Here is a 16,013-nt window from a genome sequence, read left to right on the forward strand (position 1 = left end):
TATCTAAAATTGTCATACCCTAAATTATATTTTAACTGAAACCCTATTAATGCCAGTTCTGCTCACATAAAAAAGGCTGCTAAATTCAGCAGCCTTTTTTCAGATTACGGAAGAATCAATGACGCTTTCCGTCATCGTCTTCATCGATGAAATCTTCATCTTCGCCTTCTTCACCTTCTTCGTCGTCATCGCCTTCGAAGTAAGTGCCCCAGCCGTCGTAGTTTACGCCGTTGGTTTCAGCCAAATTCATCAGTTGCTCAACCTGGGCGTCGATAAGTTCTGCATTCAGCGCGACTTCACTGATCACGTCACAGCACATCATGACGGTACCATCTTCCGCTTCCAGCTCTTCCGGATCGGAGACTTCGTAACCCAGTTTGAACGCTTCTACGACCGCTTTCTCCAGCACTTCGAACTTCTCTGAAGATAAGTGGTGTTCGATGGTGTAAAGCGCGTCAGGATCACTGCCATCATCCAGCAGTTCTTCGATGATTAAGCGAGTTTCTTCACGTTGTTCTTCCAGCAATTCACGGTTTGCCATTTCTCTGTCCTCAATCAATTTGACGTTTGTAGGCTATTTTCACACACCGCAGAGCCAGCCTCCACTATAAACAACGACAAAGTTTTTACTTCAGGGTTGTAATTGCATATTCATCCAGATAAATTGAATTTTAATTCAATCCGAAATGCTTACGCGCTATGGAGCGACATCATGAGTTTGTTGAGTAAACGTCATTTTCTCAGGTTACTGGATTTTACCCCGTCAGAGATTTCGTCCCTGCTGAAACTCTCCGCTGAACTAAAAGCAGCAAAGAAAAACGGCACCGAAAAAGCCCGCCTGCAAGGCAAAAACATCGCGCTCATCTTCGAAAAAGACTCAACCCGCACCCGATGCTCTTTCGAAGTTGCCGCATACGATCAGGGGGCGAAAGTCACTTATCTCGGCCCAAGCGGCAGCCAGATCGGTCACAAAGAATCGATGAAAGATACCGCCCGCGTGCTTGGCAGAATGTATGACGGTATTCAGTATCGCGGTTTTGGTCAGGATAAGGTCGAAACGTTGGCGGAATACGCGGGCGTGCCGGTCTGGAATGGCTTAACCAACGAATTCCACCCGACGCAGCTGCTGGCCGACCTGCTGACGATGCAGGAACATCTGCCCAATCAGCCGCTGAAAGGGATGCGTCTCGCGTATCTGGGCGACACCCGTAACAATATGGGTAACTCGCTGCTGGAAGCTGCGGCGCTGTGCGGGCTGGATTTACGCCTTGTCGCACCGTCGGTTTGCTGGCCGGATGCTGAACTGGTCGCGACCTGCCAACATCTCGCCACCGAAAACGGTGGCAAGATCACCCTGACCGAGGATATCGCAGCCGGTGTGAAAGATGCGGATTTCCTTTATACCGACGTCTGGGTGTCGATGGGCGAGCCGAAAGAAGCCTGGAAGGAACGCATCACCCTGCTGCGCCCTTATCAGGTCAACAGCGCGATGCTGGCGCTGACCGGCAACCCGAACGTCAAGTTCCTGCACTGCCTGCCGGCTTTCCATGATGATCAAACGTCGCTCGGCAAACAGATGGCACAAGAGTATGGCCTGCACGGCGGTATGGAAGTGACGGATGAGGTGTTTGAATCGGCGCACAGCGTGGTGTTTGATCAGGCTGAGAACCGTCTTCACACCATCAAAGCCGTGATGGTCGCGACCCTCGGCACGGAATAATTTATTCCGGCATCATTCGCGCTTTTCCCGGATGATGCCGCATTTTTCCACCAGAATCCTCTGCTATCTCCCCTTTTGGCCATCACACCCCTTCATTTTCAACTAACCTTTTTACAGCGCGTTGGTTTTATAACTCCATCAGAAAAACACAAACGCAGTAAGAAGGAACCGATATGAGCTCAGTTAATCTTGAGTATGTCCTGCGGCTGGAAAGCCTGTTAAGCAGGATTTACCCCAGGGAACACATCGCCGATCTGCTGAAAAAAATCCTGCATCTCGCCGACAAATGGAATTACGGCAGACATCGCACCACGCACTGGGTTGATGGCACCAATATTTATCTGATCACCTACGGCGACAATCTACGCCACGGTGAACAACCGCCACTGGCGACGCTCAATCATTTTGCCAATACTTATCTGCGTGAAATCATCAGTGACATTCATATCTTGCCTATGTATCCGTACAGTTCGGATGACGGCTTTAGCGTGATCGACTATCGGCGGATCGACGAAAATCTCGGCGGTTGGTCCGATATTCACCATCTTTCTGAAAATTTTAATCTGATGTTTGACTGCGTGATCAACCACATCTCGCGCTCGAGCGACTGGATGAAAGGTTATCTGCACGACGATCCGTACTACCAAAATTACTTTATTGCCTCCAACCCCGAGCTCGATTACAGCCGCGTCGTTCGCCCCCGCGCCTCGCCGCTGCTGACGCCGTTTATCAAAACCGACGGCACCGAGCTGTATCTGTGGACAACGTTCAGCGAAGACCAGGTGGATATCAATTTTAAAAATCCACAGGTACTGCTGGAAAGCATCGACGTGCTGCTGCAATACGCGGCCAGCGGCGGGCAATCGATCCGCCTTGATGCGATTGGTTATATCTGGAAGGAAGTGGGCACGTCGTGCATTCACATGCCGCAGGCGCACAACATCATCAAAGTGTGGCGCGCCATTCTGGATGAAGTGATCCCCGGCACGCGGCTGATTACCGAAACCAATGTGCCGCATCACGAAAATATCAGCTATTTCGGTGAAGGCGATGAAGCGCACATGGTGTATCAGTTCCCGTTGCCGCCACTGACGTTGCACGCCTTTTTGCGCGAAGACACCACCACGCTGACGAAGTGGGCGCAGAGCCTGAATGCCGAAGCCCGTTACCCGGATACCACCTATTTTAACTTCCTCGCCAGCCACGACGGCATCGGGTTGCGCCCGACGGAAACTTTCCTGAGCGATGAAGAACGCAAATACATGGCGCAGGAAACGCTGCGCAAAGAAGGCCGCGTCTCTTACAAAGACAACGGTGACGGCACTCATTCGCCATACGAGCTGAATATCAATTACCTGAGCGCACTGACCGAGCCGGAAGATGACGTCGCGATGAAAGCGCGCAAGTTTCTGGCAGCGCAGGCGCTGCTGCTGTCGTTCATCGGCGTGCCGGCGATTTATATTCACAGCCTGCTGGGCAGCGAAAACGATCTCGAGGGAATGCACCAGTCGGGCATCAACCGGCGCATCAACCGTAAAAAGCTGGATCTGGATAAACTGGAAGCCGAGCTGGAGAAAAAAGAGGGACTGCGCGCCCGCGTGTTCAACGGATTGCAGGACCTGATTAAGCACCGGCGCGCCCATCCTGCATTTTCACCGCAGGCCGGTCAGCGGGTGTTTGATCTGGGAAAATCGCTGTTTGCGATGGAGCGTTATGATCCCAAAACCGAGGATCGCATCACCTGCGTGTTTAATATCAGCAGCCATTCACAGGTGCTGAAACTGGCAGTGGAAGGCAAGGATCTTATCAGTGGAAACGCGTTTACCGGCCAGACACGACTCCAGCCATGGCAAGTGGTGTGGATCAAGCACAAACTGAAAGCGCCAGAACGCCTTGGCAGGCTGCGTCGCTGGCGTATGAAGCTGTTTAAGCGAAGTAAGCGCTAACTTTAAAAACTTAAACGGGTAACACGCTGACGTCCATTTTGACCACGGCTTTGCGCACGTTGGCCGGTTCGCCGACGGCGCACAGCGGTTTGTGGACTTCGCCCGGATAGAACACCACGAAGTCACCGGCCTGCATGATCATGGTTTTTTCCTGTTCGCCGGCGGCGAGAAACGCGATGTCTTTATCAGCCAGCCAGTCAGTATCGACATCACCCGCCGGTAAGTTGCTGAACGTCATCCCTTCGGTGCCATTGAGAACAATCTGGATATCCAGATATCGCGCATGGAACTCGGCGCGGCGTTCTGCCTGAGGCGCAGTGGAATCATTGGAAATCAGCACAAAGACGTCGTCACCGCAGATGTCGTGTTTACCCAGCGGAGTGTCGGCGGTGATGCGCTGTTTAACGAACTCGATGGCTTCGCGCAGTGCGGCGGGCAGATACGGCACTAGGTGCAGTTGATGAATATTACCAGTGATCATGAGTTTCCCTTTGTTAAAGAAAAAATGAAATGATGTTTCAATGTCAACTTATGATAAAGCACCGCGACCGTCCGCCACTTGATCCAGTTAACAGTTTTCACTTGTGAGCAGACACGCAGCCAACCGTTTGCCTTTGCGTGATTTTTCCGCTTGATGTCGTCAGTTACGCGCGTATAATGCGCCACAATTTGCCGGGAGAACCCATGAAAAATTGCCACGTTTTGCGCTCAGACGATCGACCAAACGCCGTGCCATCAGGCAGCCCGCTGCCGTTGTTCTTCCGTTGTATTGCCGGTCAGCGTTCAGTTGATCAAAAAGAAAGGCCCCTCATTGTAGGGGCTTTTTTTTGTCTGAAATTTGAGTGCGCACCTGTCGGGAAGCGCATCTTTTAAGAACAAAGAAACAGGAGAATGACGATGGCGAACCCGCTGTATCAAAAAGACATCATTTCAATCAACGATCTCAGCCGCGAGGAGCTCGAACTGGTGCTCGACACCGCCGCCAGCCTGAAAGCCACGCCGCAGCCTGAGCTCCTGAAACACAAAGTGATCGCCAGCTGCTTCTTCGAAGCCTCAACCCGCACGCGGCTGTCGTTCGAGACCTCCATCCATCGTCTCGGCGCATCGGTGGTGGGTTTCGCCGACGGCAGCAACACCTCGCTCGGCAAAAAAGGCGAGACGCTGGCCGATACCATTTCGGTCATCAGCACCTACGTCGATGCCATCGTGATGCGCCATCCACAAGAAGGTGCAGCGCGCCTGGCGACAGAATTTTCCGGCGGCATTCCGATCCTGAACGCCGGTGACGGCGCGAACCAGCACCCGACGCAGACGCTGCTGGATCTTTTCACCATTCAGGAAACGCAGGGGCGTCTGGATAACATCAAAATCGCGATGGTCGGTGATTTGAAATATGGTCGTACCGTCCACTCTCTGGCGCAGGCACTGGCGAAATTTAACGGCAACCGTTTCTACTTTATCGCGCCCGACGCGCTGGCGATGCCGGGCTATATTCTGGCGCTGCTGGAAGAGAAAGGAATTGAATACAGTCTGCATAGCAGCATCGACGACGTGGTGCCCGAAATCGATATTCTGTACATGACCCGGGTGCAGAAAGAGCGTCTGGATCCATCCGAATACGCCAACGTCAAAGCCCAGTTTGTGCTGCGCGCCGCGGATCTGGCGGACGCACAGCCGCATCTTAAAGTCCTGCACCCACTGCCGCGCATTGATGAAATCACCCCTGACGTCGATAAAACGCCCTATGCCTGGTACTTCCAGCAGGCCGGTAACGGGATTTTTGCGCGTCAGGCATTGCTGGCGCTGGTTCTGAACGCAGACACTGCACAGTAAACTTGAGGAGAAAACGACTATGACTCACGACAATAAACTTCAGGTTGAAGCGATTAAATGCGGTACGGTCATCGACCATATTCCGGCGCAGATCGGGTTTAAATTGCTGTCGCTGTTCAAATTTACCCAGACGGAACAACGCGTCACGGTCGGCCTGAATCTGCCGTCCGGCGAGCTTGGCCGCAAAGACATCATCAAAATCGAGAACACCTTCCTGACCGATGAGCAGGTCAATCAGCTGGCGGTCTATGCGCCGCGCGCGACGGTAAACCGCATCGATGATTACGAAGTGGTGAAGAAGCTAATGCCGACGCTGCCGGACCGGATCATCGGTGTGCTGCGTTGCCCGAACGGCAATTGCATCAGTCGTTTTGAGCCGGTGGATTCGAGCTTTGCGGTGAAACAGCGTGCTGACGGCGTGCATCTGAAATGTAAGTATTGCGAGAAAGAGTTTGAGCATCAGGTCGTGCTCAACAACGACTGACCGATTATACTGGCGCGAATCTCGTTCCCACTACTCAATAATCAGGAGACATTATGTCCCGCGAAATCAGCACTGAAAACGCTCCAGCCGCCATCGGTCCTTATGTTCAGGGCGTAGATCTTGGCAGCATGATCATCACTTCCGGTCAGATCCCTGTGGATCCTAAAACCGGTGCCGTAGCCGAAGACATCGCCGCTCAGGCGCGTCAGTCACTGGAAAACGTACAAGCTATCGTCGAAGCTGCTGGCCTGAAAGTCTCAGACATCGTGAAAACTACCGTTTTCGTGAAAGATCTGAATGATTTCGCCACCGTTAACGCCACTTACGAAGCATTCTTCACCGAGCATAAAGCGCCTTTCCCTGCGCGTTCATGCGTTGAAGTTGCCCGTCTGCCAAAAGACGTGAAAATCGAAATCGAAGCCATCGCTGTTCGCCGTTAATTCGCCAAAGCATCAGGTTTTGATGAGCCAGCCTTCGGGCTGGTTTTTTTTCGCCTGCTTTTTACGCATCCCCTCACCCATTAGCCTTTCTGTTGTTTTCGCCCGGCAGTGGCGATTGCCTCATCAGCGACCATACTCATTATATCCCGACCTTTTTTGCCCTCTTTTCACTCAGCCGTGGTTTTTTCTGCACCTTTTGAGAGCAGATGCACGTCCTGACTCCTGATTTCCCGCGGGTTTTGCACGATGGCACACTTTATGCGTGATCTTCATTGTTATTGAACGATTCCATTGCAGCCGGTCCAGTTTGTGAGGTGATGATGATTAAGATTGACCTTTCCGATTCACCCTTTTTTGATGAAATGTTAATGGCTGAAGGGAAACACCGCAGCCATTATCAGGCTTACTGGCAATGGTTGCAGCAGGCCGATCAACAGGCCGTCCAGCGCAAAAAAGAGGAAGCAGCGCTGCTTTTCCACCGGGTGGGGATTACCTTTAATGTTTACGGCGAAGATGATGGCGCAGAGCGGCTGATCCCGTTTGACAGCGTGCCGCGCATTATTCCCGCCGGGGAATGGAAAATGCTCGATCGCGGGATCCGCCAGCGGGTACAGGCGCTGAACGCGTTTTTGCATGATATTTATCACGACCAGAAAATACTCAAAGCCGGACTGGTACCTGCCGAACAGGTGCTGGCCAACGATCAGTATCAACCCTGCATGCAGGGCATTGATCTTCATCGCGATACCTATGCCCACATCGCCGGAACCGACATGGTGCGTGGCGGCGATGGCGAATATTACGTGCTGGAAGACAACCTGCGCACACCGTCCGGCGTTTCCTACATGATGGAAAACCGCAAAATGATGATGCGGCTGTACCCGGAACTGTTTGCCGAGCAGCGTATCGCGCCGGTCTCACGCTACCCTTCTCATCTGCTGCAAACTTTGCGTGAAAGCACGCCGGTTAACGATCCGACCGTCGTCGTACTGACGCCGGGGCGCTTTAACAGCGCCTATTTCGAGCACAGTTTCCTGGCGCAGCAAATGGGCGTTGAACTGGTAGAAAGCGCCGATTTGTTCGTTAAAGACGGAGCGGTGCTGATGCGTACCACGGCAGGCCCGTGCAAGATCGACGTTATCTACCGGCGCATCGACGATGCGTTTTTAGATCCGCTGGCATTCCGCGCTGACTCCATGCTTGGCGTGCCCGGCCTGCTGTCGGTCTATCGTGCCGGTGGCGTGGTGCTGGCAAATGCCATCGGCACCGGCGTTGCCGACGACAAATCCATCTACCCGTATGTGCCTGAGATGATCCGTTATTACCTGGGTGAAGATCCGATCCTCAACAATGTGCCGACGTGGCAATGCCGCAAAGAATCCGACCTGTCTTTCGTACTGGCGAATCTGGACAAAATGGTGGTGAAAGAAGTTCACGGCGCGGGCGGTTACGGCATGTTAATTGGCCCGACCGCCAGCCTGGAGGAACTGGCGCGTTTTCGCGATTTGCTGAAAACCCGCCCCGAGAATTACATCGCGCAGGAAACGCTCGCGCTCTCAACCTGCCCGACGTTTGTCGAAAACGGTCTGGCACCACGCCATATCGATTTGCGGCCCTTCGCGCTCACCGGTGCGGAAATCCGTCTGGTTCCCGGCGGTTTAACCCGCGTGGCGCTCGCCGAAGGATCCCTGGTGGTCAACTCATCGCAGGGCGGCGGCACCAAAGATACCTGGGTGCTGGAAGAAGAAGATTCGACGGAGGATGACGCATGCTAAGCAGAACCGCCAGTGAGCTGTACTGGATGGCGCGTTATCTGGAACGCGCCGAGAATATCGCCCGTCTGTTGGACGTCACCAACAAGCTGTCGATGATGTCGATCCGTGACGTCACGGCGCGCGATGAAAATAACGATCTGCTGGTGCCGCTGACCATGACCGGTACCCGCACGCTGTTCAATGAACATTATCCGCAGCTGACCATGAGCAATCTGCTCAACTTTTTCGCGCTGGATAACATCAATCACGGCAGTATTTACAGCTGTCTGCAAATGGCGTGGAACAACGCTCATGCGGTGCGCGGCAGCCTGTCTTCCGAAGTCTGGGAAAGCATCAACGCCACATGGATTGAGATGAAACTCATCCGCCGTCAGGGTGTCGGTTCCGCCGGTGCGGATTCCTTCTTCGACTGGGTTAAGGAGCGCTCACATCTGTTCCGTGGCGCGATGTTCGGCACTTTGCTGCGCAGCGATGCCCAAAATTTCATCCGGCTCGGCACCATGCTTGAACGTGCAGACAGCACTGCACGCCTGCTGGATGCCAAAAATCAGTTGCTCAATGCCGATGAAGATCCGGTGCGCGAATATTACCGGATGGATACCTTGCTGCGCGCCGTCAGCGCCCGTGAAGCCTTCCACACGCTCTACAAACAGCAGCTCAGCCAGAAGCACATCGCCGAGCTGCTGATCCTGCGCCGTGAGTTGCCGCGATCCCTGCTGTCATGCGTGGAAATCATGGCCGAGCAGCTGGAAGAAATCGGCGGTACGGCGGGCAATCTGCCACGTCGCCGCGTTCACACCCTGCATGCACAGCTACGCTTCACCGAAATGGAAGAAATTGTCGAAATGGGTCTTAGCCCTTGGTTGATGCAGTTCCTCGACCAGACCGGCGCTATCGCAGAAAGCATCCATCAGACCTATCTGGAGGCACAATAATGAAACTGAATGTCAGTCATCAGACGCATTACACCTATGCACAACAGGTCAAGCACAGCACACAGTATCTGCGCCTCACGCCGCAGAACTCCAGCCATCAAAAAATCCTGTCGTGGGATTTAACGCTGCCGGAATACGCCACCCGCACATTCGATGCTTACGGCAATGTACTGCATGTGCTGACGCTGGATCAGCCGCATCAGGCGATCACCATTGAAGCCAACGGCGTAGTGGAGATTGAAGACAATACCGAAGACGATAATTGCGGGCATCTTTCGCCGCTGGTGTTTTTGCGCACCAGCCCACTGACGCTGGCCGATGGGGCGATCCGCGATTTCGCAAACCGTTATTACCGGCCGCAGGCACAACACGAAAGTTTGTGTAGTCTGATGGGTGAACTGTTGCTGAAAATGCCCTACAGCCCCGGCACTACCACCGTGAAAGACAGCGCCTCACAGGCGTTTTCCGCGCAACAGGGCGTGTGTCAGGATCATACCCACGTTTTCCTCGCCTGCTGCCGCAGTCTGGGCATTCCGGCGCGTTACGTCAGCGGTTATCTCTATACCCAGGACTCCGCCCATGTGGCAATGCACGCGTGGGCAGAAGCCTGGCTGGATGACCGCTGGCAAAGCTTCGATGTCACGAATAATACCTGCCAGCCCAATCAGCATTTGAAACTGGCTATCGGCATAGATTATCTTGATGCGTGCCCGGTCCGCGGTATCCGGTTAGGTGGGGGATGCGAAGACATGCGCACTGTCGCGGCGGTTGAGATGTTCGACATTCCGCAATAATCCTGACTGCTTAAAATAGGAAGATTTTTCTATGACTTACTGTGTGGCCATGCGCTTGTCCTCTGGCCTGGTGTTTGTATCAGATTCGCGTACTAACGCCGGGGTGGACCATATTTCCACTTTCCGAAAACTGCACGTTTTTCATCAAAGCGATGAACGCGTGCTGGTGCTCCAAAGTGCCGGAAATCTGGCAACCACACAGAGCATTATCAGCCTGCTCCATCGCCGCTGTCTGGATGATCATCGGGAAAACCTGCTCAACGTGGAGTCGATGTATGACGCCGCCAGCCTGCTCGGGGAAACGGTGCGTGAAGTGATTGCCCGCGACAGCGGCGCCAATCAGGGCAGCACCACGGATTTCAGCTGCAACCTGCTGCTCGGCGGCCAGATCAAGGGCGAAGGCCTGCGGCTGTTCCACATTTATCCGCAGGGCAACTTCATCGAAGCCACGCACGACACGCCCTATTTTCAGGTGGGTGAAAGCAAGTACGGCAAGCCGATTATCGATCGCGTGCTGAGCTTCGATACCCCGCTGGATCAGGCGATGCAGTGCGCGCTGATTTCGATGGATTCGACGCTGCGCAGCAATCTGTCCGTCGGCCTGCCGCTGGACGTTCTGACTTATCCGACTGACAGCTACAGCACCGCGCAACAATACCGGATAACCGAAACACACCCATATTTCGACATGATCCGCAAAGGCTGGGGAGAAGGCTTGCTGAGTATCTTCGCGCAGCTGCCGCCGCTTAAGCTGGAAGAGTAATTTTCCTGAGACGGAGTGAAATCTCACTCCGCCGCGTTGTTCTCATCCATCTTCTTCACAATCTTCTTTTCCACCTCGAAAGGATCGATGCCCCGCAGTTGCAGGCGGCGGAAGCGGATGATGTTAAAACCGTTCATGACGAGGAAACTGCCTTCGATAAGCGAGCCACCAATCGAGCCAAGCCAGATGTTATGAGCCACCCAGCAGCAGGTTGAACACCACATGATGCAGCGCGTGGTCAGCCCGCTGGTGCGGAACAGCGCCCAGGTACTGACCACGGTGGCGCCTACCGGTAATAATTCCATCCAGTGATGCGCGCGGCTCAGGCCCAGCACCAGCGTCAGGACGATGAAAATCACCATAATCCACTGGTTGCGGGTGCGCAGAGAAATCAGAGTACGGATGGAGTTGAGCAAGGCGCTCATGCCTGCGGGTGCGGCGCCCATCAGCAGAAAATGCACGCCGATAATGGCGCTGTAGGCGGAAAGTTGCTGTTTGAAACGTCGATCGCTGCGGTTGAAAAACATGGTGATGCCGACAACAAAAGCCACCACACCAATCGACTGGGCAAACCAGTAATACGTCATTTATCAGGCTCTCTGCGTAGAAGACTTCGTCGATTTTTTTACGTATCGCTGCTACGCAAAGCTCTAACGTAAAAACGGCGTTTCATAATTGAAACGCCGTTTCATCCTAACGATAAAGCCGCAGGGTTACAATGTGACACCGCTTTTAAAAATCGCTAATTCACGGAAATCATTCAGTTCGTTTTTAGCTTTGCGGCCATCAGCGATCGCCACGATCAGATCCACAAATTCGCCCAGCAGTTGATCCATACTGACATCGTGGATCAGCTGGCCTGCGTCGAAATCGATCCAGTGCGGTTTTTTCGCCGCCAGCTCGCTGTTGGTCGCCAGTTTCACCGTCGGAACAAAACCGCCATAAGGCGTACCGCGACCGGTGCTGAACAGCACCATATGGCAGCCGGCACCGGCTAAGGCGCTGGTCGCGACGGCGTCGTTACCCGGCGCGCTCAGCAGGTTTAGCCCCGGCGTGGTCAGACGCTCGCCGTATTTCAGTACGTCCATGACCGGGCTCTGACCGGCTTTCTGCGTACAGCCTAGCGACTTCTCTTCAAGCGTAGTGATCCCCCCGGCTTTATTGCCCGGAGACGGGTTTTCGTAAATCGGCTGATTGTGCTCGATGAAGTACTGCTTGAAGTCGTTCACCATATGAACGGTTTTTTCAAACGTCGATTCGTCGCGGCAACGGCTCATCAGAATACGTTCTGCGCCAAACATTTCCGGCACTTCGGTCAGCACGGAGGTGCCGCCGTTGGCAATCACATAGTCGGAGAAGCGCCCCAGCAGCGGGTTGGCGGTGATGCCGGACAGCCCGTCGGAGCCACCGCATTCCAGACCAAACTTCAGCTCGCTGAGTTTGCCGCTCTCGCGCTTGTCATCACGCATGACGGCATACAGCTCGCGCAGACGCTCCAGACCGGCTTCCACTTCGTCATCGAATTTTTGCAGCGTCATGAAACGCACGCGATCTTCGTCGACTTCACCCAGCGTCTCGCGGAATACGTCCACCTGATTGTTTTCACAACCCAGGCCGATCACCAGCACCGCCCCGGCGTTCGGGTGGCGCACCATATTTTGCAGCATGGTGCGGGTGTTGACGTGATCGTCGCCCAGCTGCGAACAGCCAAACGGATGCGTGAACAGATAAACCCCGTCGGTACCTTCTGCGTCATTGGTCTCTTTGAGAAAGCGCGTCTGGATCTGACGGGCGATACCGTTCACACAGCCGACGGTCGGGATTAACCATAGCTCGTTGCGGATCCCCACCTGACCGTCTTTACGACGGTAGATCTGGACTTCGCGATCGGCCATCTGCTCAGGCACGGTCACAAATTCCGGCTGATACTGGTACTGATCCAGATCGCTTAAATTGGTTTTACCGTTTTGTGAATGAATATGCACACCTGGTTCGATCGCAGTCAGTGCATGGCCAATCGGCAGACCGTATTTGACAATATCTTCCCCGGCCGCAATCGGGCGCAGGGCAAATTTGTGACCACGGGCAACCGCTTCTGGCAATACGACATGATAATCGCCCGCTTCGACGCGCTCACCGGCTTCAATGTCGCGCAGTGCCACGGCAACGTTATCAGCAGGATGAATTTGAATGATACTTTGCATAGTCGCCCTCTTAGCTGTAAGCCGCCAGCGCATCGCGCATGCCACGGTCTTCGATCGCCTGTAACTGTTCGGTCACTTTGGCGGTCAGGCCAGGTACGGTGTTGAGATCCCGTCCCCAGTGTTCTTCATCGGCCAGCACGCTCTCCACCAGCCCGGCCAGCGGTAATTCGCCGGTACGCACGCCGCTCCACAATTCTGAGAAACGGCTCAGCCAGTGGGCATCATCCTGCAACGGATAGATTTCACCATGGCGTTCGCCACGGTAAAACGCCAGCAAGGCGGCCAGCGCGAAGGTCAGGCGTGGTGGCAGGATCTGATGCTTTTCCTGACTCGCCAGCAGCTGAGGCAGAATGCGGGTACGGTATTTAGTCATGCCGTTCAGGGCAATCGACAACAGCTGATGCTGAATGAACGGGTTGCGGAAACGGCTTAGCACTGCCTGCGCGAAGGAGGTCAGTTCATCCTGCGGCAGATCCAGCACCGGCGAGATTTCTTCAGCGATAGCCAGCTCTACAAAGCGGCTTAACTGCGCATCATTCATCGATTCGCCGACGGTGTTCAGACCACAAAGAAATGCCACCGGTACCAGCGCGGTGTGCGCACCGTTGAGGATCGCCACTTTGCGTTCTTTGTACGGTTTAATGTCATCAACCAGACGGATGTTCAGCGAAAGTTTGTCCAGACGCAGCTCCTGGGCCAGACTTTTCGGCCCCTGGATCACGAACAGGTAGAAGTGTTCGGCGCTGTCGAAGAAGCTGTCCTGATAGCCCAGTTCCTGCTGCAGGCTGTCCACTTCGCTGCGCGGATAACCGGTCACGATGCGGTCAACCAGCGTTGAGCAGAAGGTGTTGCTGGTTTCCAGCCAGTGGGTGAAGGAAGCAGGTAACGCCCACTGTTGTGCGTAACGCAGCACCAGTTCTTGTAAGGCTTCGCCATTGTAGTCGATCAGTTCACACGGCAGTAAAACCCAGCCTTTATCGGCGGCGCCGGAGAAGTGAGTGAAACGCTCGAACAGCAAACGGGTCAGTTTGGCCGGGAAGCTGGCCGGTGGCGCGTCTTCAAGACGATCGCTCTCGACGTAGCTGATCCCTGCTTCGGTGGTGTTGGAAAACACAAAGCGGATATTAGGATCGCGCGCCAGCGCCAGATATTCGTCAAACTGATGGTAGATATTGATTTCGCGGTTTACGGAACGAATGATGCGCGTATCACGCACTGTTTCGCCCTGCTCGTTCAGGCCGCTGATGATGGTGGTGTACAGGCCATCCTGCGTGCTGAGCGAAGGCGGAAAATCGGTGTCAATCGGGCGAACGATCACGATACCGGCGTTCAGATCGGTATGTTCATTTAACAGGTCGATTTGCCAGTCAACGAACGCCCGCAAAAAGTTACCTTCACCGAACTGAATAATTTTGTCGGGATGATGACGGCCTGGAAAGTCACGGCGATTTAACCTTTGCATCTCACATTTACCTTAATTTGCTCAGACGCCGGTCTTTGAGGACAAAGAATGTGTCCTGTGGCCGCCGTGCTAAAGGGGATAATTAGTTGTTATTACTCTGCTTATTATCGGAGCGCAGGAATCTGCGCTCCGTCGTGCGTTTTTAATTCAGCTCGATTTGGAAATACTGTTTGGCGTTGTCAAAGCAGATGTTTTTCACCATGCTGCCCAGCAGTTCGATATCCGCCGGCGCTTCGCCATCTTCCACCCAGCGGCCGATCATCTGGCACAGAATGCGGCGGAAGTATTCATGACGCGTATAAGACAGGAAGCTGCGGCTGTCGGTCAGCATGCCCACGAAACGACTGAGTAAGCCGAGGTTGGCGAGCTGAGTCATCTGGCGTTGCATACCGTCTTTCTGATCGTTGAACCACCAGCCGGAACCAAACTGCATCTTGCCCGGCATCCCTTCACCCTGGAAATTACCGACCATGGTGCCGATCACTTCGTTATCGCGCGGATTCAGGCAGTACAAAATAGTTTTTGGCAGGCCACCAGCCATACCCTGCGCACCCAGCAGCTTAGACAGCGGCTCTGCCAGCGGTTGGTCGTTGATAGAATCGAAACCAACGTCCGCACCAATCAGCTGGAACATACGGGTGTTATTGTCACGCAGCGCGCCAATATGGTACTGCTGCACCCATTCACGACGCTGATATTCAGAAGCCAGATACAGCAGAACGCCGGTTTTGAACTGGGCAATTTCTTCAGTCGTTGGCGTTTCACCGTTCAGACGACGGGCCAGAATGCCGTCCAGCGTCGCATCATCCGCTTCGCCAAACACCACAACATCCAGTGCGTGGTCGGAGACTTTGCAGCCGTGCGCTGCGAAATGATCCATACGTTTTTTCAGGGCATCACGCAGATCGCTGAAACGGGTAATTGACACATCAGAGGCCGCTTCCAGTTTCTTCATATAGTCCACGAACGTCGCGGCCTGGATGTTGAAGGCTTTGTCCGGACGCCAGCTCGGCAGAACTTTAACGTCAAAACTACTGTCCTGCGCCACGGCTTTGTGATGTTCCAGAGAATCGATCGGATCATCGGTGGTGCCGACCATTTTCACGTTCATCTGTTTCATGATGCCACGGGCAGAAAAGTTATCCTGCGCCAGTAAAGCATTACCGCGCTCCCAGATTTCGCCTGCGGTAGACGGAGAAAGCAATTTACCGGTGATGCCGAACGGACGACGCAGCTCGAGGTGAGTCCAGTGGTACAGCGGGTTACCGATGGTGTGCGGAACCGTTGCTGCCCAGGCGTCAAACTTCTCGCGGTCAGTAGCATCACCGGTACACATACGCTCAGGCACACCATTGGTACGCATCGCGCGCCATTTGTAGTGATCGCCTTTCAGCCATACGTCGTACATGTTTTTAAATTTATAATCCTGCGCAATCAGCTCAGGCGGCAAATGGCAGTGGTAGTCGAAAATGGGCTCATCTTTCGCGTAGTCGTGATACAGGCGACGTGCGAATTCTGTGTCGAGAAGGAAATCTTCCGTTAAAAACTGCGCCATCTTAGGATCCTCATCATGAATTCTGTAGAGTTGTCTCTCAATGGTGAGAAGTTATCACACCAATTCAGTTTATCGTCCAGCTCTTTTTAGGGGTACTCTTCC

15 protein-coding genes are annotated in these 16,013 nt (G+C 53.9%); 9 read left to right on the forward strand and 6 right to left on the reverse strand.

Translation table 11 applies throughout. The features are described from left to right. Window positions 1-115 precede the first annotated feature (115 nt). The gene (gene rraB / locus AC0Z7K_RS16250; RefSeq protein ID WP_056776511.1) at window positions 116-541 is read right to left on the reverse strand and encodes a ribonuclease E inhibitor RraB; all 426 of its coding nucleotides are present in this window, start codon (window positions 539-541) and stop codon (window positions 116-118) included. A 171-nt stretch (window positions 542-712) separates the two neighbouring features. On the opposite strand from rraB, the gene argF reads away from it, so the two are divergent. Then, window positions 713-1,720, forward strand: coding sequence for an ornithine carbamoyltransferase (gene argF, locus AC0Z7K_RS16255; protein WP_413530611.1), 1,008 nt, complete (start codon window positions 713-715; stop codon window positions 1,718-1,720). A gap of 173 nt (window positions 1,721-1,893) precedes the next feature. Next, window positions 1,894-3,666 carry a sugar phosphorylase gene (locus tag AC0Z7K_RS16260; RefSeq protein ID WP_485615198.1) on the forward strand — a complete coding sequence of 591 codons (1,773 nt, stop codon included), beginning with the start codon at window positions 1,894-1,896 and terminating at the stop codon, window positions 3,664-3,666. Between the two features lie 10 nt (window positions 3,667-3,676). Here the strand turns inward: AC0Z7K_RS16260 and AC0Z7K_RS16265 are convergent, their stop codons facing one another. Further along, a complete protein-coding gene (locus tag AC0Z7K_RS16265; protein WP_485615199.1) occupies window positions 3,677-4,147 on the reverse strand; it encodes a NanQ anomerase/TabA/YiaL family protein in 471 nt (156 codons plus the stop codon). 416 nt (window positions 4,148-4,563) lie between these two features. Here AC0Z7K_RS16265 and pyrB point away from each other — a divergent pair, with 416 nt between their 5' ends. From pyrB to AC0Z7K_RS16300, 7 genes are all read left to right on the forward strand, one after another. Then, window positions 4,564-5,499, forward strand: a complete 936-nt coding sequence (gene pyrB / locus AC0Z7K_RS16270; protein WP_485615200.1) for an aspartate carbamoyltransferase — start codon at window positions 4,564-4,566, stop codon at window positions 5,497-5,499. A gap of 19 nt (window positions 5,500-5,518) precedes the next feature. Continuing rightward, window positions 5,519-5,983, forward strand: a complete 465-nt coding sequence (gene pyrI / locus AC0Z7K_RS16275) for an aspartate carbamoyltransferase regulatory subunit (protein WP_413530607.1) — start codon at window positions 5,519-5,521, stop codon at window positions 5,981-5,983. Window positions 5,984-6,036: 53 nt separating this feature from the next. Further along, window positions 6,037-6,423, forward strand: coding sequence for a 2-iminobutanoate/2-iminopropanoate deaminase (ridA, locus tag AC0Z7K_RS16280; RefSeq protein WP_112169291.1), 387 nt, complete (start codon window positions 6,037-6,039; stop codon window positions 6,421-6,423). 320 nt (window positions 6,424-6,743) lie between these two features. Then, window positions 6,744-8,198 carry a circularly permuted type 2 ATP-grasp protein gene (locus AC0Z7K_RS16285; RefSeq protein ID WP_413530638.1) on the forward strand — a complete coding sequence of 485 codons (1,455 nt, stop codon included), beginning with the start codon at window positions 6,744-6,746 and terminating at the stop codon, window positions 8,196-8,198. Beyond that, complete coding sequence (locus tag AC0Z7K_RS16290; RefSeq protein ID WP_413530605.1) at window positions 8,192-9,133, forward strand: alpha-E domain-containing protein; 942 nt, start codon at window positions 8,192-8,194, stop codon at window positions 9,131-9,133. Before AC0Z7K_RS16285 ends, AC0Z7K_RS16290 begins: the two co-directional genes overlap by 7 nt. Next, window positions 9,133-9,927: a transglutaminase family protein gene (locus AC0Z7K_RS16295; RefSeq protein ID WP_112169281.1), complete on the forward strand. Its 795-nt coding sequence runs from the start codon at window positions 9,133-9,135 to the stop codon at window positions 9,925-9,927. Before AC0Z7K_RS16290 ends, AC0Z7K_RS16295 begins: the two co-directional genes overlap by 1 nt. A gap of 31 nt (window positions 9,928-9,958) precedes the next feature. After that, window positions 9,959-10,690, forward strand: coding sequence for a proteasome-type protease (locus AC0Z7K_RS16300; RefSeq protein WP_485615201.1), 732 nt, complete (start codon window positions 9,959-9,961; stop codon window positions 10,688-10,690). Between the two features lie 23 nt (window positions 10,691-10,713). On the opposite strand, the gene AC0Z7K_RS16305 is transcribed toward AC0Z7K_RS16300, so the two are convergent. The 4 genes from AC0Z7K_RS16305 to uxaC form a co-directional block, all read right to left on the reverse strand. Then, complete coding sequence (locus tag AC0Z7K_RS16305; protein WP_485615202.1) at window positions 10,714-11,277, reverse strand: YgjV family protein; 564 nt, start codon at window positions 11,275-11,277, stop codon at window positions 10,714-10,716. 126 nt (window positions 11,278-11,403) lie between these two features. Further along, window positions 11,404-12,894 carry a UxaA family hydrolase gene (locus AC0Z7K_RS16310; RefSeq protein ID WP_485615203.1) on the reverse strand — a complete coding sequence of 497 codons (1,491 nt, stop codon included), beginning with the start codon at window positions 12,892-12,894 and terminating at the stop codon, window positions 11,404-11,406. A 10-nt stretch (window positions 12,895-12,904) separates the two neighbouring features. Further along, window positions 12,905-14,356 carry a tagaturonate reductase gene (locus AC0Z7K_RS16315; RefSeq protein WP_485615204.1) on the reverse strand — a complete coding sequence of 484 codons (1,452 nt, stop codon included), beginning with the start codon at window positions 14,354-14,356 and terminating at the stop codon, window positions 12,905-12,907. Between the two features lie 142 nt (window positions 14,357-14,498). Continuing rightward, window positions 14,499-15,911 carry a glucuronate isomerase gene (uxaC, locus tag AC0Z7K_RS16320; protein ID WP_485615205.1) on the reverse strand — a complete coding sequence of 471 codons (1,413 nt, stop codon included), beginning with the start codon at window positions 15,909-15,911 and terminating at the stop codon, window positions 14,499-14,501. Window positions 15,912-16,013 lie beyond the last annotated feature (102 nt).

It is taken from the genome of Rahnella sp. 1L-D-7-B-C2 (assembly GCF_057290995.1).